The following is a 19,653-nucleotide window of genomic DNA, read 5'->3' as shown; positions in this document are numbered from 1 at the left end:
CCATGTCATTCCTGAAATCCCTGTTCGGCCTTGGTGAGAAGGCCGAGAAACCGGCCCCTGGACCGCTCAAGACCTTGGAGCACAGAGGCTTCACGATTCACGCCACGCCTTACCAGGAGGGCGGGCAGTATCAGCTTTGCGGCGTCATCGAGAAGGATGTCGGTGGTGACCTGAAGACGCATCGCTTCGTGCGGGCGGATCGTTTCCCTGGTGTGGCGGAGGCCGCCGACTTTACCTTGCTGAAGGGGCAGCAGCTCATCGATGAGCAGGGTGAAGCCATTTTCAAATAGAATTTCCACTGTCCCGAGGATTATCGTTCCTTACTTTGCGACATTCTTGCTTTTTATCTGACTTTTTTCTTGTGTCATTTCGTATAGATTTGAGATTATGTGTTGTAATCTGCCGTAATAGATTTTCAAATTTGGATATTTTGGTCTCTTTAGTTCCGTATGTCGGGTTTTCTCCATCCCAATTGATCGGGGGCTTAATATTTTATTGGCATCTCCGTGCTGTCATCGCTCAGTGACCACAGAATGAGGCGACACGGAATTCTCGATGCATCGAGCAGCTGCCGACCCAGAAGCTCTTGATCACGCCTCGCAAACGCAGCGGGCGCCGTGATATCCGGGCTTGCGACTTTCGCCGGGAGCGACGTGGATCTCGCGCCCCTTGTTGCTGCAATGCCGCTGCTAGGCTCTCGCGCTGAGGATAACGCCTGGCTTGCGAGCGTTCTCGATCAGCTTCCCGCTGCCGTCTATGTCACGGATGCCGATGGGCGCCTGACCTACTTCAATCGCGCTGCTGCCGAGTTTGCCGGCCGCGAACCGCGCATTGGCGCGGATTTCTGGTGCATTTCCCACCGCTTGCTGACCAAGGACGGTGAGCATCTGCCGCATGATCAGTGCCCGATGGCGATTGCGCTGCGCGAGGGCCGGCCCATCCGGGGCGTCGAGGCGCAGGCCGAGCGGCCTGATGGGAGCTGCATCCCTTTCATGCCATTTCCGACGCCGCTCTTCGATGCCAGCGGCAGGCTCGTCGGGGGCTTCAATCTGCTGGTCGACATCAGCGAGCGAAAGTATGCCGAGAAGAAGATCGCCCATCTATCCCGCAACGATGCCCTGACGGGGCTCCCGAACCGTTTCGCCCTTCGCTCGTATCTGGCCGAGCGCATGGAACGCGCGAAGCATGAAGGCGAGAGCTTCCTTGTGATGCGGATCGATCCCGACCGCTTCAAGTGTTTCAACGAGGAGTATGGCCAGGTAACTGGGGACAGCCTCCTGATCGAACTCGCCAGGCGTCTGGGATCGATCGAGGGCAGCTTCGCGGCGCGAATCGGCAGCGACGAATTCGTCCTGGTGTCGCGACACTCCCCGGGTGGAGAGCATGGTCTCTTGCAGGCCGAACAGGTGCGCTTTGCCCTGGAAGCTGATTTCATCAATGGAAGGGCCCGTCACGCGGTGAGCGTCAGCATGGGCTGCGCCCGCTTCCCCGAGGACAGCGACAGCGAATCCGGATTGCTCGACGCCGCCAATGCGGCCTTGCGTCTCGCCAAGACCGAAGGGCGCAGCCGCGTCCGGATGTTTGACTTTGCCGAGCAGGAGCGCGAGCGCGAACGTCTCGACCTGCGCGCTCATCTGCGCCAGGCCATCGAGACCGGGGCGATCCTGTTGCATTATCAGCCGCAGTTCCGGGCGGATGGCAGCGTCGTCGGGTTCGAGGCATTGGCACGCTGGCGCCATCCTTCACGTGGCGTCGTCTCACCCTCGTTGTTTATCCCAGCAGCGGAAGAGGGCGGCCTTATCGCCGCGCTTGGGGCTCACGTCCTTCGCGCGGCCTGCCGCGAAGCGGTGCGCTGGAAAGAGCCCCTCAGGATCTCCGTCAACATCTCGCCGCTCGAATTCGCGGCTGACGCGCTGCCCGGCCTCGTGGAGGAGGTGCTGAGGGAGACCGGCCTCGATCCGGAGCGGCTGGAACTCGAGATCACCGAAGGGGTGATGGTCACCGATGCCGACCGCGCCATGGCAACCCTGTCGCGCCTGCGCGCACTTGGGGTGCGGATCGCGCTCGATGATTTCGGCACCGGCTATTCGTCGCTGTCCTATCTTCATCGCTTTCCTCTGACGACGCTGAAGATCGACCGCAGCTTCGTCGCAACGCTCGGCGTCACGCTCGAAGCCGTTGCGATCACCCGCGCCATCATCCAGCTTGGGCATGCCCTGGGCATCGAGGTGGTGGCGGAAGGCGTCGAAACACCCGAACAGCTCGACTTCCTGATCTGCGAGGGTTGCGACTCAACGCAGGGTTATCTGCTCGGCCGGCCACTGGATGCCGCGGCCTATGCCCCGTTGACTGGCGGCGCCTGAGCGGCATCGCCTGCTTATCCGGGGGCGGCTATCGCCGTACGGCCCGCTGTTCGTGCGTGCCGGCCGCCTGCCGCAGTTCCGCAAACAAGGCTTCTCCGGACCAGTGCGGGCGCGTGGTGCTCCTCTCGGCCGCCTGCACCAATGCATGCAGCCGCTCGTTCGCTGGCGCGCGTGTTCCATGCTGCTCGGCCAGGCGCAGCACCTCGCCATTGATCCAGTCGATCTCGGTCGGGCGGCCAGCTGCAAGATCATCCGCCATCGAGGAGCGCGCGACCGGGGCGATCGTCAGCATCTTGCTCGCCAGCCTTGCAAATACCCAGTCAGGCGCATCGAGCAGCCGTGGAAGCCAGCTGGCGGGCAATGGCGTCAGCCGGGCCGGACGAATGCCTGAGCGTTCCAGCAGTGCGAGGGCCTCCGCTTGGGCCAGCGCAAGGCAGCGCCGGTAGGCGCGTTGCGACAGTTCTTCCTTCAGCGGGACGTTGGCGAGTGCGTTGATCGCGTTGTTGAGATTGAACAGCAGTTTTGCCCATTGAACCGGCACGATGTCCGGGTACTGGCTGAGCGGCAGCCCGGCGGCTGTGAAGGCTGCGAGATAGGGATCAAGCTCCGCATGCGCCTTGACCGCAAGCGCGCCTTGCGACGCCTGATGGAAGGTGCCTGGCCCCGACATCACCACATTGAACGGGACCATGCCCTCCAGCACAGTTCGGCCTGGCAAGGCGTTACGCAGACGGTCGGCATGGCCCAGGCCGTTCTGGAAGCTGATGACGATGGTCTTGGGGCCGAGAATCGTTGCGAGTTCGGCAGCGGCAGCACGTGTCGCAGCCGACTTCACGGTCACCAATACCAGCCCAACTGCCTTTGCAGCCCCGGCAACGGTCGAGAAGTCGATGGTCGATGGCGGGAGCTGCCAGCGTCCACCCTGGTAATGCGACAGTGCAAGGCCATGCCGGCGAATCTCGGAGGCGATGCGCTCACGGCCGACGAAGCTGACATCGGCGCCAGCCGCGAGCAGCCGGCCGCCGATATAACAGCCGACCGAACCGGCGCCGTAGATGCAGATCCCCGCCATCGGGAAAGGATGCCCAACGCCTCCATCCGCAGCAAGCCGGACGCCCGCGCGTTTCGCTCCTATTTCTCCGGGAGGAGGAAGGTCAGCGTGGCACGAACGCCCCAGCGCGGCCCTTCGGTCGGTCTGACCGCATAGTACTGGAAGCCTAGTCCGGCGCTCATCGCCTGATTGCCGAGCTTGAATACCTGGCCGACGCCGACATTGATCGGAACCGTCCATTGCCGGGCGATCCAGTCGTAACTTGCTTCCGTATTGAGGGAGAGGCTGAGGCCCTGGCCGAGGCTGTAAGACAGGAAGGGCTGCAGGAACGTCGCGCTGACATCCTTGCGTCCTTCGGGGCCGGCATAGGACCAGATATGATTGGCCAGCCCGCCGACCGTCCATGCTCCGTCCTGAACCAGCATCAGGGCGGTCGGCCCCGCTCCCCATTTGCCCGAGCCGAAGCGGTCACTTGTTGCCGTCGGCCACATGAAGGCCGGCCCGATACCCCAGACGAAGCCGTTCTTCGGGGTCTTCGGCGTGAAGAAGAAGCTCTGGGTGGTGTCGCCGAGGCCCACGCCATCGGCCGGGCCGTAACTTTCACGGTGTATGACGGGCAGGATTGTTCTGACGATCAGGTTCCAGTCCTGGTTCAGCGACACCGGGATGACCGGCTGGATGTTGCTGGTCGACGAAAAGCCATCCCGATCAGGCCCGCCACGGAACTGGAAATTGCTTTGAATCGGTACGCTGATCATGCTCGCGACCGGGTTCTGCAGCTGTTTCGAGAGCTCCTCGGCATCCTGCTCGCTTGCAGTGGCGATCGCGATCGGCGCGCTCGCTGCCATCAGGGCGAGCAAAAGTCCCCGGTTCATCGTCAGTTTTCCGGGGTAGGCCAGGCCAGCGAATCGGAAAGTGTGCGTGGCTATCCTAGAGACGCTGCGGCAACCGCTGCCAAGCCTGCACGTTTGCCCGATAGTTTCCGTGCACCGGAATTGCGCGCCGCCGATGCTATTCGGCATCTGATCTTTGGGCATGAGCAGACGAGGGGCGACTGCAGGTGCGCCGGTTGGCTCTCCTGGCAAGGGATGTCCTCGCGACGAATACCGAGGCAGCGTGGCCGATGACGCTTTCCCTTCGCGCTGCGGCGCTCTAGCCTCTGCCCCCGGGGCAGTGCTCTTGTGAAAGGCAGCGAGTGATGAAGAAGGGGTCCGATCTCCTGGTAGCGGCGCTCGAGAATGAGGGCGTCGACTGCATCTTCGGTGTGCCGGGCGAGGAAAATCTCGATGTCGTCGAGTCCCTCCGCAATTCCGGTATCAAGCTCGTCCTGACGCGGCATGAGCAGGCTGCGGCCTTCATGGCGGCGACGCATGGTCGGCTGACGGGCCGACCGGGGGTCTGCATCGCGACGCTCGGACCGGGTGCCCTGAACTTTTCGACCGGCGCGGCCTATGCCCATCTCGGTGCCATGCCGATGATCATGATCACCGGCCAGAAGGCGATCATGACCGCCAAGCAGGCGCGTTTCCAGATCGTCGATGTCGTCGCCTCGATGAAGCCGCTGACCAAGATGACACGGCAGATCGTCAGCGCCGCCAGCATCCCGGCTGCTGTGCGCGACGCCTTCCGCGTCGCGATGGAAGAACGGCCGGGGCCGGTGCATCTCGAGTTGCCCGAGGATGTCGCTGCCGAGGAGATCGACGACATCCCCGTCATCCCGGTTCATCCGCTCGAGCGGCCGGTTGCGCAGACCGCGGCGCTCGACCGCGCGGCCGAGATGATCCTGGCGGCAAAGAGGCCGCTGGTCATGATCGGTGCTGCCGGCAACCGGCCGCGTCTCGTCGAGGCACTCTCGGCCTTTGTGCGGCGTACAAGGCTGCCCTTCTTCAACACCCAGATGGGCAAGGGCGCCGTCACCGGCGGCTCGAACCTCTATATGGGGACCGCTGCCCTCTCCGAACGAGACTATGTCCATGAGGCCGTGAACCGGGCCGACCTGATCATCTCGATCGGTCACGACACGGTCGAGAAGCCGCCCTTCCTGATGCAGAGCGCTGGCGGTCCGAAGGTGATCCATATCGGCTATCAATCCGCCAATGTGGAGCAGGTCTACCACCCCGACGCCGAGGTGATCGGCGATATCGGCGCGACCGTGACGCAGCTTGCCGAACGGCTCGGCGGCAAGCTTGAACCCGATGTGTCGCTGCTCGATCTGCGTCAAAGGATCCTGGCGCGGATCAATGACCGTGCCGATGAGGACCGCTTTCCGATCACGCCCCAGCGCATCGTCCATGACGTACGCCAGGTGATGCCGGAGGATGGCATCGTCTGCCTCGACAACGGCATGTACAAGATCTGGTTCGCCCGAAACTACCGCACCCATGTCGCCAATACGCTGCTGCTCGACAATGCGCTCGCAACGATGGGGGCAGGGCTGCCCTCCGCGATGATGGCGGCGATGCTGTATCCCGAACGCCGCGTCATGGCCGTCTGCGGCGATGGCGGCTTCATGATGAACTCGCAGGAGATGGAAACCGCCGTCCGGCTCGGCCTCAATCTCGTCGTCGTCATCCTCAACGACAATGCCTATGGCATGATCCGCTGGAAGCAGGCGGTCGATAATTTCCCGGATTTCGGCCTGACCTTCGGCAATCCGGATTTCGTCCGTTATGCCGAAGCCTATGGTGCCAAGGGGTCTCGCGTCGCCGCAGCGGAGGATCTTGCTCCAACGCTGGAAGCCGCATTCGCGGGTGGCGGCGTTCATCTCGTCGAGGTGCCGATCGACTATTCCGAGAACACGCGCGTTCTGGTGGACGAGTTGCGCAACCGTACGCCCGATATCGAGCTGGCCTGACGGGAGAGGGACGATGCTGCAGATTGTTCAAGCCTTTGACCGCGCTCCTATCGCCGAAATCGAGACCGATGACGCTGCTGCGCTCGAAGCCAAGCTGCAGGCGGCCGAACGTGTGTTCCGGGATCGGGATGGCTGGCTGAAGCCCTATGAGCGCATCGCCATTCTACGGCGACTGGCCGGTCTCATGGAGGCCCGACGCGATCATTTTGCCATGCAGATCGCGCGCGAGGGTGGCAAGCCGCTGCCGGACGCCATCGTCGAAACCACCCGCGCAATCGACGGCGTGCACAATGCCGCCGACGAGCTGCGGAATTTTGCCGGGCGCGAGATTCCGATGGGCCTCTCGGCGGCGGGAGCGGGCCGCTGGGCCTTCACCACCAAGGAGCCGATCGGGATCGTCGCCGCGATCTCGGCCTTCAACCATCCGCTGAACCTGATCGTGCATCAGGTCGCTCCGGCGATCGCCGTCGGCTGTCCGGTGATCATCAAGCCGGCCGGCCCGACGCCGCTTTCCTGCCGCGACTTCGTGGCTCTCGTTCACGAAGCCGGCTTGCCGGAGGCCTGGTGCCAGAGCTTCATTCCTGAGAGCAATGCGCTTGCCGAGAAATTGGCGATAGACCGGCGCATCGGTTTCCTGAGCTTCATCGGCTCGGCGAAGGTCGGCTGGTATCTGCACAGCAAGCTTGCCCATGGCGCACGCTCGGCGCTGGAGCATGGCGGAGCGGCACCCGCGATCGTCGATCGCAGCGCCGATCTCGACCGCATCATCGAGCCGATCGTCAAGGGCGGCTACTATCATGCAGGGCAGGTCTGCGTGTCGACGCAGCGCATTTTCGTGCATGAGGACATCGCTGCGGCATTCACCGAACGCTTGATCGCGCGGGTCGCGAAGCTGCGTGTCGGGGATCCGACGCTTGCCGATACCGAAGTCGGGCCGCTGATCCATCCCCGCGAGGCCGACCGGATCGCCTCGTGGGTCGAGGAGGCCGTGAGCGGTGGGGCGAAGCTCGCAGTCGGCGGCGGCCGCATCTCGGAAACGACCCTGCAACCGACCGTGCTGCTTGACCCGTCCACTGAGGCAAAGGTCTCGCGCGAAGAGGTCTTCGGGCCTGTGACCTGCGTCTATCGCTACCGGCGGCTCGATGACGCGATCGCACAGGCGAATTCGCTCCCGGTCGCGTTCCAGGCCAGCGTCTTCGCGCAGGATATCGATGTCGCGATGCGGGCCGCCGACCGTCTCGATGCCTCCGCGGTGATGATCAACGACCCGACCGCATTTCGGACCGACTGGATGCCCTTCGCGGGCCGGCGCGAGTCCGGCTACGGCATTGGCGGCATTCCCTTCACCATGCGCGAGATGGCGCAGGAGAAGATGATCATGATGCGGCGTCCGTAGCCTGGTCCGCGGGCGAACCGAGGTCTCGCGGGCCGAGGGATAGGCACCCCGCGCGCCGTCTGCCTTTGGCATGCCAGAACTGCCGCGTCGCGCTGCGGACGCCGTGCCCCACTGCGGCCGGCGCGCTTGCCGCGTGGGTTCGCGGTGCCTAATCATCGCCGCGTCATAAGAGAGCCGTTCTCTAAAATCGGCCGGCGAGGAAACATGTCTCTTCAGCACGAGCGCTACGCGCCTGATTCCTCCTATGCCTGGCTGCGGCTGGCGATGGCGCTGCTCGTCGGCACCGTCGCCTGCGTCGGCACCTGGTCCGTGGTCGTCGTGCTTCCCTCCGTTCAGGCTGAGTTCGGCACGGCGCGGGCGGGCGCTTCGCTGCCCTATACCGCCGTCATGCTCGGTTTCGGCGTCGGCAATATCCTGATGGGCCGGATCGCCGATCGTTACGGCATCGTCGTTCCGATCGTGATGGGTGGGGTCTTCCTCGGTGCGGGCTATGTGCTTGCGGGTCTTGCCGGCACGCTCTGGCAATTCGCGCTCGCCCACGGCCTGCTGATCGGGATCGGCGGCGCTGCGGGGTTCTCGCCTCTGATCGCCGATCTCTCGCACTGGTTCCGCAAGCATCGCGGGCTCGCCGTGGTCTTCGGAGCATCCGGCAGCTATCTCGCGGGCGTGATCTGGCCGCAGGTGATCACCTGGGGATTGCAGAACCATGGCTGGCGCGCCACGCATATCGGCATCGGCCTGACGGCGCTGGTTGTGCTGGTGCCGCTTTCCCTGTTCTTCCGCAGGCGCCCGGCCGCCGAAACGCTGGCAGCGGCCGAGGCTTCGAGTGCCGGGGCTCGCGGCGATCTCGGCCTTTCAGCGAACCAGCTGCAATTGCTGCTTTCGGTCGCCGGCTTCGCCTGCTGCGTCGCAATGGCGATGCCGCAGGTCCATATCGTCGCCTATTGCGGCGACCTTGGCTACGGCGTCGCGCGTGGCGCCGAAATGCTCTCGTTGATGCTGCTGCTCGGCATCGTCAGCCGCATCGGTTCCGGCTTCGTCTCTGACAGGATCGGCGGAGCGGCAACCCTGGCGCTTGGCTCGGTGATGCAGGGTGTTGCGCTCTTCCTCTATCTCTTTTTCGACGGGCTGACCTCGCTCTACATCGTCACCGGCATCTTTGGTCTGTTCCAGGGCGGGATCGTGCCGATGTATGCGGTGATCATCCGCGAGTACCTGCCGGCCAAGGAGGCCGGGGTGCGGATCGGCATCGTGATGTCGGCGACGATTCTCGGCATGGCCTTCGGCGGCTATATCTCCGGGCTGATCTACGACCTCTTTGCCTCCTACAGGGTTGCCTTCCTGAACGGGCTGGCCTGGAACCTGATCAATCTCGCCGTGGTCTCCTGGCTGATGCTGCGGGCAAGGCCGCGGCTGCAGCCAGCCTGATCACCCCGCCATCGGTCCCGGCCGATAGGTGCCGAAGCACCAGACATGCCCCTCCGGATCCTTGCAGATGAAGTCGCGGCTGCCATAGGGCTGGTCCGTCGGCTCCATGCAGATCTCGGCACCGGCCTTGCGGGCGCGCTCGCACCGGGCATCGATATCGTCGGTTGCGATATAGGGCGAGGCTGTGGTGCCACCGAGCTCAGCCGGGCGTGAAACCAGCTTGCCGAAGGGATTGTTGTCGGCAGAGCCGAGCATCACGAAGCTCTCGCCCATGCGAAGCTCGCCATGGAGCAGCGTCTTGCCGTCGTCCGAGTAATAGGCGGCGTGCTTCTCGAAGCCGAGGGCCTCGATCAGCCAGTCATACATGCGCGGAGCATCCGCATAGCGCAGCGAAATGCAAATCATGGCCGGTGGTCTCGTCATGGCGTCCTCCTCAACGACTGATCATAGCGCAGGAGCGAGGACCGATGTCTCTGCGATCCATGGATCGTCAGCGCCGCAGGGAGCCTCTCCAGCAGCGCTGGTCTTCCCTTCTCAATGGCGATGCCGGAAGGGGCTTCGCGGGCTCCTGCGCAATTGTCTCGAGGCCGTTCGTGGGGATTGCCACAGGCTTCGCGCTGGCGCCGATGCTGCGTCATGTGCTCCATTCCCTCCATGTCGGAGAGGAAGGGAGCAGAGATGATCGAGCCAGGCCTAAAGCCGGACGAGGAGCCGTTGGGCGATTTGACGGTTCGCACCATCGCCATGCCGGCCGATACCAATGCCAATGGCGACATCTTCGGCGGCTGGGTGATGTCTCGGATGGATTCGGCCGGTGGAATAGCCGGCGTCGATCGTGCACAGGGCAGGGTGGTGACGATCGCGGTCGAAGCCATGACTTTCATCCGCCCGGTCAAGGTCGGCGATGTCCTCAGCGTCTACACCCAAGTCGAATCCGTTGGCCGGACCTCGATGAAGATCCATGTCGAGGCCTGGGCGAAGCGCTTTCGGACGACCCTGCACGAGAAGGTCACCGATGCGACCTTCACCTTCGTTGCGATCGACGAGGACGGCCGTCCGCGGCCAGTGCCGCCGCTTCCGGGCGCATGAGCGCCGGGTTGCTGCCAGGTTTCTGCGATCACGCTAAAGGATTCTTCACTGCGCCAAGAGGTTGAAGCAGCGCATTAACAATTGTGACAGGGCCAGATGGTTCTTTCCATGGGTCAAACTCCATTGGACAACCATCGCCATGCATCGCTCGGTCGTTCTTCGTCTCCGCAAACTGAGCGTTTTGTCGTCCCGACTGCGCGGAGACGAACGCGGTGCCATTGCCATGATCTTCGCGATCCTGCTGGTTCCGCTGATCGCGCTCATAGGCGTTCTCGTCGATACGTCGCAGGCCCAGAATGCCCGCATCGATCTGCAAAGCGCCCTCGATTCGGCGGTTCTGGCCGCGGCCAAGCTGAACGAAAGCGACAGCGAGCGGATTGCCGCCGCGAACCGCTACCTAACGGCGGCCTTGCCGCCGGGCTTTCCCGGCACCGCCGTCATCTCCAGCTTTGCCATCGTCGACGGTGCGGCAGCGGTGAAGGGGGATGCGAGCGCGAACGTCAAGACAATGTTCGGCAACTTCATCGGAGGATCCTCGACCAAGGTCGCGACCACGGCGAAGGCGCTCATCGCACGGCCGCAGGTCCGCCATCTCGATCTGGTGATGTGCATCGACGCGACCGGGTCGATGCAGAACACGCTCAACGCGGTGAAGAACGCTGCCCTGAATTTCGAGAAGAATCTGAACGATGAGCTGAAGGCGAAGAAGATCGATCCCTTCGAGTCGATGCGGGTGAAGCCCATTTTCTACCGTGATTTCGGGGGCAATAGCGGCACAAAAAAAGACCCTCGGGACTATGGCGACCGGCCTCCCATGAAAGTGGGCGAGTTCTGGAGGTTGCCCGACCAGTCGACGCTCTTCTCGAACTTCGTATCGCCGGAACAGGCCAGCGGTGGCGGCGACCTGCCTGAATCGGGTCTCGAATGCGTCAATGAGGGCATGAATTCGAACTGGATCAAGAAGGGCGCGGCCGTGGTCGGTGGAGCGAGCGCAGGCCAGGTGATCACGGCATCGTTCAACGTCATTGCCGTCTGGACCGACGCCGATGCGCACCAGCCATCCCACAGCCAATCCCTGAAGAATCCTGATTATCCAGCAGCTGACATCATGCCACGGACCTGGACGGGTACGCCGCCCGCTGCCCCTGGCCTTAATTACAAGTGGAGTTCCAGCGTCAAGATGGATCAGGAAAACAGGATGCTGGTCTTCTTCGGCGATTCAGGCACGACAAACTGGTTGCCAGTCAGGAAGTGGCCCGGTTTCTTTCAAGGAGGCACGCTGACTGAAGGCAATACGCARCTCGTCAAGAAGCTCGCTGAAGCCATCGCAACCAAAACCAAGATACCGACGTTGACGCATTGAGCCGGACCGGTGCGCGCCGGCCTTTCGAAGAGGTTAACGGAAGCTGAATCGCCCGTTCCATCGGGCGATTCAGAACAGGGCGCTCACTTAAGCGTTTTTTAAGCGCATGTCCCCGATCCTAGGGCTCAAGAAGCCTAACTCTAAGGGCTGACCTAAAGAGAGCTGGGGAACTGTTCATGCCTGATCAACGAGGCTCCTGCCGGGCCCCGCTGTCTGCGTCGCGGTTTCCTTCCTGAGGCCCCGCCGTCGCGCGCTGCATGCATCCCGGAGAACGACTATGAAGAAGGTCAAGAAGCCCACGCGGCAGCGCACGCCGCTGCGCGTCGGCATTGCCGCGCGCATCTATGCCGCGCTCGGCATTCTGACCGTACTGACGATCGTCGCATCCGCGGTCGCCTGGTTTTCCTATGGCCGGGTGAACCAGACGGTCAACGACATGATCGAGAACAAGATGCCGGTGGTCGAGCTGGCGCTCGAGCTCTCGCAGGCGGCGACGAAATCCACGGCACTCGCCGCGCGTTTCAGCGAAGTCCAGAATGCCAAGGAGCGGTCCGAGCTGACGGGAGAGCTCGATCTCATTGAAGCCAAGCAGTTCGAACTGCTGCGCAAGATCTCCGATCGCGGGCAGGACAAGGCAAAGGCCCAGAAGGCGATCGACGAACTTTCACGGCAGATCAACGATCTGAACGATCTGACGGGGCAGCGGTTGCGCAACTCCAGCGAGGCGCAGATCGCGATCGAGACCCTGGGAAAGGCCCGAGAGGACTTCGTCAGGGCTGTCGGAACCGAGGCTGAAGAGGCGAAGTTCAATCTTGCCTATGGCATCGAGAATGCGGCCAATCTGTCGGGCGACGAGCTGACCTCGGCTCTGAAATCGCTCGCCGGCCGCGATTTCACGGCCTTCGACCTGGCCAGAAGCCTACAGGCCGATGTCAGCGAGCTCGGCGGCATCCTGCGCGAGATCGCCCAGATCAGCGACAGCTCGCAGCTTGGAACCGCGCGCGAACGCTTCCAGGCCATTGCCAAGCTTGTCCGCACCGGCCTCGCCGACGCTGAGAAGATCGTGCCGAACCAGGGCCGCGTGCGCTCGGTCAATGCGATCCTCAACGTCGCCGAAGGAAGCAGCGGCCTTTTCGATGTGCGCGACCGCGACATCGTGACTCAGGGCGCAATCCGCGCCGGCCTGTCGGACCTCAATCGCGCGGCTGAAGTGGTGCGCCGCGAGGTCGAGACGCTGGTCAAGGCGGCTCGTGACGAGGCGCATTCCGCGGGCACGTCGACCGGCAACCTGATCGAGGACAGCAAGTGGTGGCTCGGCGCAATCGGCCTCGGCTCGCTGCTCGTCGCGCTGGCGCTCTCGCTCTTCTATGTCCGCCCGATGATCGTCGGCCGTCTCAACAAGCTGTGGACGGCGACACGGGCCATTGCCGATGGGCAGCTGGACGCAACCGTCGAGACCAAGGGCAATGACGAGATCTCGGACATTGCGCGCAGCGTGCTGCTGTTCCGCGACAATGCCTTGGCGCTGCGAGCCGCCGAAGCTGCGAAGATCGAGGACGAGGCCCTGGCGCAGCAGCGCCGTCGTGAGATGATGCAGGAGCTGGGGGAAGCCTTCGGCCAGGTGGTCGAGGCCGCGGCCGCCGGCGACTTCAGCCGCCGCGTCTCGGCAAGCTTCGCAGATGCCGAGCTCAACGCGCTTGCGGGTTCCGTCAATGCCCTGCTCGAAACCGTCCAGGCCGGGCTTTCGGAAACCTGCGAAGTGCTGGCCGAACTGTCGGCTGGCCAGCTCTCGACCCGGGTCAAGGGCAGCTATCACGGCGCTTTCGCCGAGCTCAAGGACGGCGCCAACGGCCTCGCCGAAGAGTTCGAAAGCACGCTCGCGCGTCTTTCGGATACGGTTTCGGCCGTGCGCAGTGCGACCAGCGAGATTCTCGATGGTGTCACCGACCTCGCCGAGCGTACGACGGAAGAAAGCAACGCTGTCTCGATGGCGACCAATCAGCTCGGCGCCTTCGCGGGCACCGTGAAGAAGACGGCCGACGAGGCCTCGCAAGCCATGGGCATGGCCGAGAGCGCCGAGCAGCGTGCCCAGCAGGGCGAAAAGGTCGTCGCCTCGGCGCTGGACGCGATGCGCCGCATCCGCGCGTCGTCGGACAAGATCTCGGAAGTCATCTCGATGATCGACGAGATCGCYTTCCAGACCAACCTGCTGGCSCTCAATGCGGCAGTGGAGGCGGCGCGCGCCGGCGACAGCGGCCGCGGTTTCGCGGTCGTCGCGGCCGAGGTGCGCAGTCTCGCGAAGCGCTCGGCGGATGCCTCGAACGACGTCAAGCGCCTGGTCGAGGCCGCGCATGGCGATGTCGCGGTCGGTGTCGGCCTCGTCGAGGAGACCTCGGCGATGTTCGAAAGTATTGTGTCCTCGGTCAACGATCTCTCCGGACTGATGAACGGCATCTCGCAAACGGCGCGGAGCCAGGCAAGCGACGTTTCCGCCATCAACAACGAGATCGACGGCATCGGCACGATGGCGCATCAGAATGCTGCGCTGGTCGAGGAGACGAATGCCGCGCTCGCACTGACGGATGAGCAGACCCGCGCGCTGACCGAACATATCGGGCGCTTCCAGTTCCGCGAGGGACACGTCGCCGGGCACGGCGGGGCGTCGGTCGCCCGGGCGGCCTGAGCGATCCACTGCATCCAACCATTGCTAACGGCCCCGCTCGCGAGACGCAGCGGGGCCGTTTCAGTTGCGGGGGCTGCCTGGGGTCTTGCGGGACAGAAGGCGAGGGTGTTAGGCGAAGAGCGGGCCGGTAGCTCAACGGTTAGAGCTCGCTGCTCATAACAGCGCCGGTGCCGGTTCGAATCCGGCCCGGCCCACCATTTCCCTCTCAATCACCTAGCGACGGCCGCCCTCGGGATTACGCCCCGTGCGATCGCGCATGCCGCTTTACAGCGATATACCAACCGCTTATCGCGATTGTGACGGATCGATGACATAACGAGGCGCCGATGCTCGGCTGGTTTCAGAAGCTCCTGCCCAAGGAGCCCAAGTTCTTCGACCTGTTCGAGAGCCATTCCAGGACATTGGTGGCAGGTGCCGCGGCCCTGAACGGCCTCCTCAGGGGCGAAACCCCGGTGGAGGCAGGTTGCACCGAGGTGCTTTTCCAGGAAAATCGCGCTGACGAGATCGCCGCGGAGGTAATGCTGGAAGTCGGCCGCACCTTCATCACGCCCTTCGACCGTGGCGATATCGAGGAGCTGATCGGTTCGATGGACGATGCCATCGACCAGATGCAGAAGACCGTAAAGGCGATCACGCTGTTCGAGGTTACGAGCTTCGAGCCCTGCATGAAGGAACTCGGGGCGGTCATCGTCCAGGCGTCCGAGCGCGTCGTCGTGCTGCTGCCGATGCTGCGCGACATCAAGAAACATGCGATTTCGATCGGCGCACTCGCCAAGGATATCCGGGCCATCGAGGAGCGATCCGACGAACTGCACGACCAGGGCCTGAAGGCGTTGTTCAAGGCGCACCAGACTTCGGACACGATGGGTTTCATCGTCGGCGCAGAGATCTACGACCATCTCGAGAAGGTGGTGGACCGTTTCGAGGATGTCGCCAAGCGCGTCAGCCGTATCGTCCTCGAACATCTCTAGGCGGTTGGCCCGGTGGATTTCTCAAGCGTCGCCTTTGCCCTGGTCTTCCTGATCGCGGTCGCGCTTCTGTTCGATTTCCTGAACGGACTTCACGATGCGGCCAATTCGATCGCGACCATCGTCTCGACCAGGGTTCTGGCGCCGCGCTGGGCGGTGTTCTGGGCTGCCTTCTTCAATTTCATCGCGTTCCTGTTCTTCGGCCTGCATGTCGCCGAGACCGTCGGGTCCGGCATTGTCCAGACCGCCATCGTCGATGACCGTGTCATCTTCGGTGCCCTGACCGGCGCCATCGTCTGGAATGTCGTCACCTGGATTGCAGGCATTCCGTCGAGTTCGTCGCATGCACTGATCGGCGGACTGGTCGGGGCCGGGCTGAGCAAGGCTGGCTTCTCGTCGATCGTCTGGTGGGGGCTCGGCAAGACCTTCGTCGCGATTTTCATGTCTCCGGCCATCGGCTTCGCCCTGGCGCTGGTCCTCGTCCTGATCGTCTCCTGGGTGTTCCTGCGCGTGGCCCCTATCAAGGTCGACAGCACCTTCCGGCTGCTGCAGTTCGTTTCGGCTTCGCTCTACTCGCTCGGACACGGGGCGAATGATGCGCAGAAGACGATGGGCATCATTGCGGTGCTGCTGTTCTCGCATGGCATGATGGGCGAGACGTTCTCGGTGCCGTTCTGGGTCGTCATCTCCTGCCAGGCGGCCATGGCATTCGGCACGCTCTGTGGAGGTTGGCGGATCGTTCACACCATGGGCTCGAAGATCACCCGGCTTTCACCCCAGCAGGGTTTCTGCGCGGAGACGGGCGGCGCGATCACGCTGTTCATGGCGACCTATCTCGGCATCCCCGTCTCGACGACGCATACGATCACAGGCGCGATCATCGGTGTCGGCGCCGCCCGGCGCGTGACGGCCGTGCGATGGGGGGTGGCTCGCGGCATCGTCTTCGCCTGGATCGTGACGATGCCGATGGCAGGACTGATCTCGGCTATCGCCTATTTTGTCTCCGGCCTGTTCCTGACCGGGCGGTGACCGGGATCAGGAGGCGCCGCCGAGGGGCGCTGAGTCTGCGCAACCCGCAGCGTCGGTCAATTCAACTTCAGCGCGCGGATCGCAGCCTTCAGGCCGGGCTCGTCGACAATCTCGGCAGCATCTTCAAGCGTGAACCAGTGCGAAAGCCGCTGATTGTGCTCGGCCCATTTTTCAAGCCGACGCTCGACATCAAGAATATAGAGCGCCACCTTGCAGAGAACGAAGTGGTCGCTCATCCGCTTCCAATAGATGTAGCGCCCCGCGGGCTTCTTGTGGGCCTTGCCGATCACGCCGGCTTCTTCGCGCGCTTCGATCGCCGCAGCCTCATGGTTCTTCTTGCCCTTGATGGGCCAGCCCTTGGGAACGATCCATCGCCGCGTCGTGCGTGTCGTGACCAGGAGAAGCTCCGGCTCCCCCGTCGGCGATCGGCGGATGGGGAGCGCGGCGATCTGCGAGCGCGGCTTCCCCAATCCTGACTTCGCCTTCTTCATCGAAACCTGTGCCCTCCCATCCGTAAACAGAACCTATGTTAGAAAGCCGGCAAATCAATATCGAATAGCCGTCCAACGCCTTAAAGGCCGTGGATTGACCGCCTCAGCGGTGATGGCCATGCTTCATTGCAGCGAAATGAACGCTCGAAGCCCTTGAGAGCCCGAGCGTCGGCTCCAGTCGGCAAGCGCGCTCGCCGATTGGCGGGTTCGTCGCGCGCCTTGCGTCCCATACAGGAATCAGCTGCCTTTCCCTAGCCTGCTGCTTAGGCAGACGTCGATCAGGCGGGGAGAAGGCGCGCCCCGATGCGCATGGCAGCGTCCTGCAAGGCATCGAGATGCGCTGGGCGCCCTTCAGGTGCGACGATCGAGGTCAGCGACGAGATGCTGAGTGCGCCGGCAAGCGCGCCGCTGCGGTCGAAGATCGGTACGCCGACGCCCGTCAAGCCAATGAAGAAGTCGTCGGCGGCCAGCTCCCAGCCTTGCGCGCGAATACGATCAGCCTCGCGCCAGAGCAGGTCGGGGTCCGTCTGGCTTGCCGGCGCGCGCTTTGGCAGTTCCAGGGCCAGTGCCTGTCGCCGCTGCGCCTCGTCGAGATAGGCCAGGATCACCCGTGGGCCGCCGCCGCAGTTCAGCGGCGCCTGAGCACCGACCGCGAACCATGTCGCATCGACATGCGGCAGTGAGGCGCGCACGCGGTCCACGCAGAGTGCGCGGCCCGAGATATGAACCCATAGGAACGAGGTCGCGCCGGTCTTCTCGGCGATCTCGGTCAGATAGGGGCCGGCCACGTCCCGAAGCTCGCGCCCGGTCGTGACGGCGCTGCCGAGTTCGATCAGCCCGACCGCCAATGCATAGGTCTGCGAGCGTTCGTCGTGCTCGACCAGTTCGTTGAGCTGCAATGTCTGCAGCAGCCGCCGCGTCGTGCCCTTGTCGAGTCCGACCTGGCGAGCGAGCTCGCTCAGCCCGAGGCGTGGTTGCTCGGGGCGGAAGGCGCGGAGCAGGGCAATGGCCCGGTCGAGCGCCCTGACGATCGGGACGCCCGGCGGAAGTTTCGCGGTCCGGCTGTCGCCTGCGCTGTTCATCGGCCCTCTCGCAGCGCCAATCGCCCGATCTTTCATCGTGTCGTCTAATAACACGCCATGTCAGTCATTGACACGAATTTTGACTCTGGCTTTCAATGGCGCGGAGCTTGCTAATCGGCACATGTTCGGGTGCGATCCCGGTAGGCCGCGATGCCAGTCGAAAAGAGAGGCCGTGCCCGGTGCGCTCACGCAGCTGCCGGAACCGGCACAGGGGAACGGGAGAACAACGATGACCGGATTGAGACTTGGCCTGGCGCTTGCCGCTTCAGTGCTCGCGCTCGGGGCAGCCACCGCGCAGGAGCCGAAGAAGGGGGGCACCGTGCATGTCGTGGTGCAGCCCGAGCCTCCAATGCTGATGCAGGGGCTGAACCAGAATGGCCCGACCAACATGGTCGCCGGCAATATCTACGAGTCGCTGCTGCGTTACGACGAGAAGCTCAATCCGCAGCCATCGCTCGCCAAGAGCTGGGAGATTTCTCCTGACGCGAAGGTCTACACCTTCAAGCTCCAGGAGGGCGTGACCTGGCATGACGGCAAGCCCTTCACGGCGGACGACGTCGTGTTCACCCTCGATAAGTTCCTGCGCGAGGTTCATCCGCGCTGGCGGCCGATCGTCAACGCTCAGGTCGAGAAAATCGAGAAGGTCGATGATCTCACGGTCAAGATCACACTGAAGCAGCCCTTCGGCCCGATGATCATGACCCAGGAAGTCGCTTCGGCGCCGATGATCCCGAAACACATCTATGACGGCACGGATTATCGGGCGAATCCGGCGAACAACACGCCAATCGGCACCGGTCCGTTCAAGCTGAAGGAGTGGAAGAAGGGCTCCTATATCCACCTCGTCAAGAACGAGAACTATTGGCTGAAGGGCAAGCCGAACCTCGACGAGATCTACTGGCAGATCATCCCGGATGCGGCGGCGCGCGCGGTGGCGTACGAGACCGGCAAGGTCGACGTGCTGACCGGGGGCTCTGTCGATGTCTACGACGTGGCGCGGCTCTCGAAGCTGCCCAATACCTGCATGACGACCAACGGCTGGGAGATGTTCGCCCCGCATGCCTGGCTGACGCCGAATGTGCGCAACGGCATCCTCGGCAACAAGCAATTCCGCCAGGGCCTGATGTACGCGATCGATCGCGAATTCGGGAAGGATGTGGTCTGGGGCGGGCTCGGCAAGCTGCCGACAGGGCCGATCTCGTCGAAGACGCGCTTCTACTCGTCCGACGTGCCGACATATGCTTTCGATCCGGCGAAGGCGAAGGAGCTGATCAAGGCGTCTGGCTACAAGGGCGAGACGATCAAGCTGCTCAACCTGCCCTATGGCGAGACCTGGAGCCGTTGGTCCGAGGCGATCAAGCAGAATCTCGAGGATGTCGGGGTCAAGATTCAGATCGAAAACACCGACGTGCCCGGTTGGACCCAGAAGGCCAGCAACTGGGACTTCGACCTGAATTTCAACTTCCTCTACCAGCTCGGCGATCCGGCGATGGGTGTGGCGCGCAGCTACATCTCGAGCAACATCGCCAAGGGTAATCCCTTCGCCAATGTCGGCGGGTATTCGAACCCGGAGGTCGACAAGCTCTTCGCCGAGGCGGCCGTCGCGCCGACAGATGCGCAGCGCCAGGAGCTGTATACCAAGGTGCAGAAGCTGCTGGCAGACGAGCTGCCGGTACTTTGGCTGCTCGAGATGGACTTCCCGACGATCTATCGCTGCAACGTCAAGAACCTCGTCACCACCGGCATTGGCGTGGATGACGGTTTCCGCGACGCCTGGAAGGAGTGAGGCCATTGCCGTCCCGGACGTCGCGTCGCGGCGATCCGGGACGACATGACGCCACTACTCTGTGACGCGC

General features: G+C 63.3%; 16 protein-coding genes and 1 tRNA gene. 12 read left to right on the top strand and 5 right to left on the bottom strand.

What is annotated here, in order from left to right; translation table 11 throughout:
- The first annotated feature begins 2 nt into the window (after window positions 1–2).
- Window positions 3–290 carry an HlyU family transcriptional regulator gene (locus AC1DW9_RS00975; RefSeq protein ID WP_069879743.1) on the top strand — a complete coding sequence of 96 codons (288 nt, stop codon included), beginning with the start codon at window positions 3–5 and terminating at the stop codon, window positions 288–290.
- A gap of 363 nt (window positions 291–653) precedes the next feature.
- Window positions 654–2,363 (top strand): putative bifunctional diguanylate cyclase/phosphodiesterase, encoded by a 1,710-nt coding sequence (locus AC1DW9_RS00970; protein ID WP_476775155.1) that lies wholly within the window; start codon window positions 654–656, stop codon window positions 2,361–2,363.
- Between the two features lie 28 nt (window positions 2,364–2,391).
- On the opposite strand, the gene AC1DW9_RS00965 is transcribed toward AC1DW9_RS00970, so the two are convergent.
- Window positions 2,392–3,435 carry a 2-dehydropantoate 2-reductase gene (locus tag AC1DW9_RS00965; RefSeq protein WP_476775154.1) on the bottom strand — a complete coding sequence of 348 codons (1,044 nt, stop codon included), beginning with the start codon at window positions 3,433–3,435 and terminating at the stop codon, window positions 2,392–2,394.
- Between the two features lie 59 nt (window positions 3,436–3,494).
- Entirely contained in the window at window positions 3,495–4,289 is a 795-nt protein-coding gene (locus tag AC1DW9_RS00960; RefSeq protein ID WP_441505284.1) for a hypothetical protein, read from the bottom strand.
- A 323-nt stretch (window positions 4,290–4,612) separates the two neighbouring features.
- Between AC1DW9_RS00960 and AC1DW9_RS00955 the strand changes: the two genes are divergently transcribed.
- From AC1DW9_RS00955 to AC1DW9_RS00945, 3 genes are all read left to right on the top strand, one after another.
- Window positions 4,613–6,268 carry an acetolactate synthase large subunit gene (locus AC1DW9_RS00955; protein WP_441505285.1) on the top strand — a complete coding sequence of 552 codons (1,656 nt, stop codon included), beginning with the start codon at window positions 4,613–4,615 and terminating at the stop codon, window positions 6,266–6,268.
- Window positions 6,269–6,281: 13 nt separating this feature from the next.
- Window positions 6,282–7,664 carry an aldehyde dehydrogenase family protein gene (locus AC1DW9_RS00950; protein ID WP_473965327.1) on the top strand — a complete coding sequence of 461 codons (1,383 nt, stop codon included), beginning with the start codon at window positions 6,282–6,284 and terminating at the stop codon, window positions 7,662–7,664.
- 204 nt (window positions 7,665–7,868) lie between these two features.
- Window positions 7,869–9,092, top strand: a complete 1,224-nt coding sequence (locus AC1DW9_RS00945; RefSeq protein ID WP_441505287.1) for an MFS transporter — start codon at window positions 7,869–7,871, stop codon at window positions 9,090–9,092.
- On the opposite strand, the gene AC1DW9_RS00940 is transcribed toward AC1DW9_RS00945, so the two are convergent.
- Window positions 9,093–9,515, bottom strand: a complete 423-nt coding sequence (locus AC1DW9_RS00940) for a VOC family protein (protein WP_441505288.1) — start codon at window positions 9,513–9,515, stop codon at window positions 9,093–9,095. It lies immediately after the preceding gene.
- A 255-nt stretch (window positions 9,516–9,770) separates the two neighbouring features.
- On the opposite strand from AC1DW9_RS00940, the gene AC1DW9_RS00935 reads away from it, so the two are divergent.
- The 6 genes from AC1DW9_RS00935 to AC1DW9_RS00910 all read left to right on the top strand — a co-directional run bounded on the left by AC1DW9_RS00935 (window position 9,771) and on the right by AC1DW9_RS00910 (window position 16,224).
- Complete coding sequence (locus AC1DW9_RS00935; protein ID WP_441505289.1) at window positions 9,771–10,181, top strand: acyl-CoA thioesterase; 411 nt, start codon at window positions 9,771–9,773, stop codon at window positions 10,179–10,181.
- A gap of 139 nt (window positions 10,182–10,320) precedes the next feature.
- Window positions 10,321–11,544 carry a TadE/TadG family type IV pilus assembly protein gene (locus tag AC1DW9_RS00930; protein WP_441505290.1) on the top strand — a complete coding sequence of 408 codons (1,224 nt, stop codon included), beginning with the start codon at window positions 10,321–10,323 and terminating at the stop codon, window positions 11,542–11,544.
- Window positions 11,545–11,821: 277 nt separating this feature from the next.
- A complete protein-coding gene (locus tag AC1DW9_RS00925; protein ID WP_441505291.1) occupies window positions 11,822–14,227 on the top strand; it encodes a methyl-accepting chemotaxis protein in 2,406 nt (801 codons plus the stop codon).
- 121 nt (window positions 14,228–14,348) lie between these two features.
- A tRNA-Ile gene (locus AC1DW9_RS00920) sits at window positions 14,349–14,424 on the top strand.
- 129 nt (window positions 14,425–14,553) lie between these two features.
- On the top strand, window positions 14,554–15,198 hold the full coding sequence (locus tag AC1DW9_RS00915; protein WP_441489375.1) for a DUF47 domain-containing protein: 645 nt from the start codon (window positions 14,554–14,556) through the stop codon (window positions 15,196–15,198).
- A 12-nt stretch (window positions 15,199–15,210) separates the two neighbouring features.
- On the top strand, window positions 15,211–16,224 hold the full coding sequence (locus tag AC1DW9_RS00910; protein WP_441505292.1) for an inorganic phosphate transporter: 1,014 nt from the start codon (window positions 15,211–15,213) through the stop codon (window positions 16,222–16,224).
- Between the two features lie 56 nt (window positions 16,225–16,280).
- Here the strand turns inward: AC1DW9_RS00910 and AC1DW9_RS00905 are convergent, their stop codons facing one another.
- A complete protein-coding gene (locus AC1DW9_RS00905) occupies window positions 16,281–16,715 on the bottom strand; it encodes an NUDIX hydrolase (RefSeq protein ID WP_441489374.1) in 435 nt (144 codons plus the stop codon).
- Between the two features lie 278 nt (window positions 16,716–16,993).
- Window positions 16,994–17,797: an IclR family transcriptional regulator gene (locus AC1DW9_RS00900; RefSeq protein WP_441505293.1), complete on the bottom strand. Its 804-nt coding sequence runs from the start codon at window positions 17,795–17,797 to the stop codon at window positions 16,994–16,996.
- Window positions 17,798–18,026: 229 nt separating this feature from the next.
- On the opposite strand from AC1DW9_RS00900, the gene AC1DW9_RS00895 reads away from it, so the two are divergent.
- Window positions 18,027–19,583 carry an ABC transporter substrate-binding protein gene (locus AC1DW9_RS00895; RefSeq protein WP_441505294.1) on the top strand — a complete coding sequence of 519 codons (1,557 nt, stop codon included), beginning with the start codon at window positions 18,027–18,029 and terminating at the stop codon, window positions 19,581–19,583.
- Window positions 19,584–19,653: the final 70 nt, after the last annotated feature.

Source organism: Allobosea sp. P4_E12, from assembly GCF_056401655.1.
This window is presented reverse-complemented; position numbering and strand designations above follow the sequence as displayed.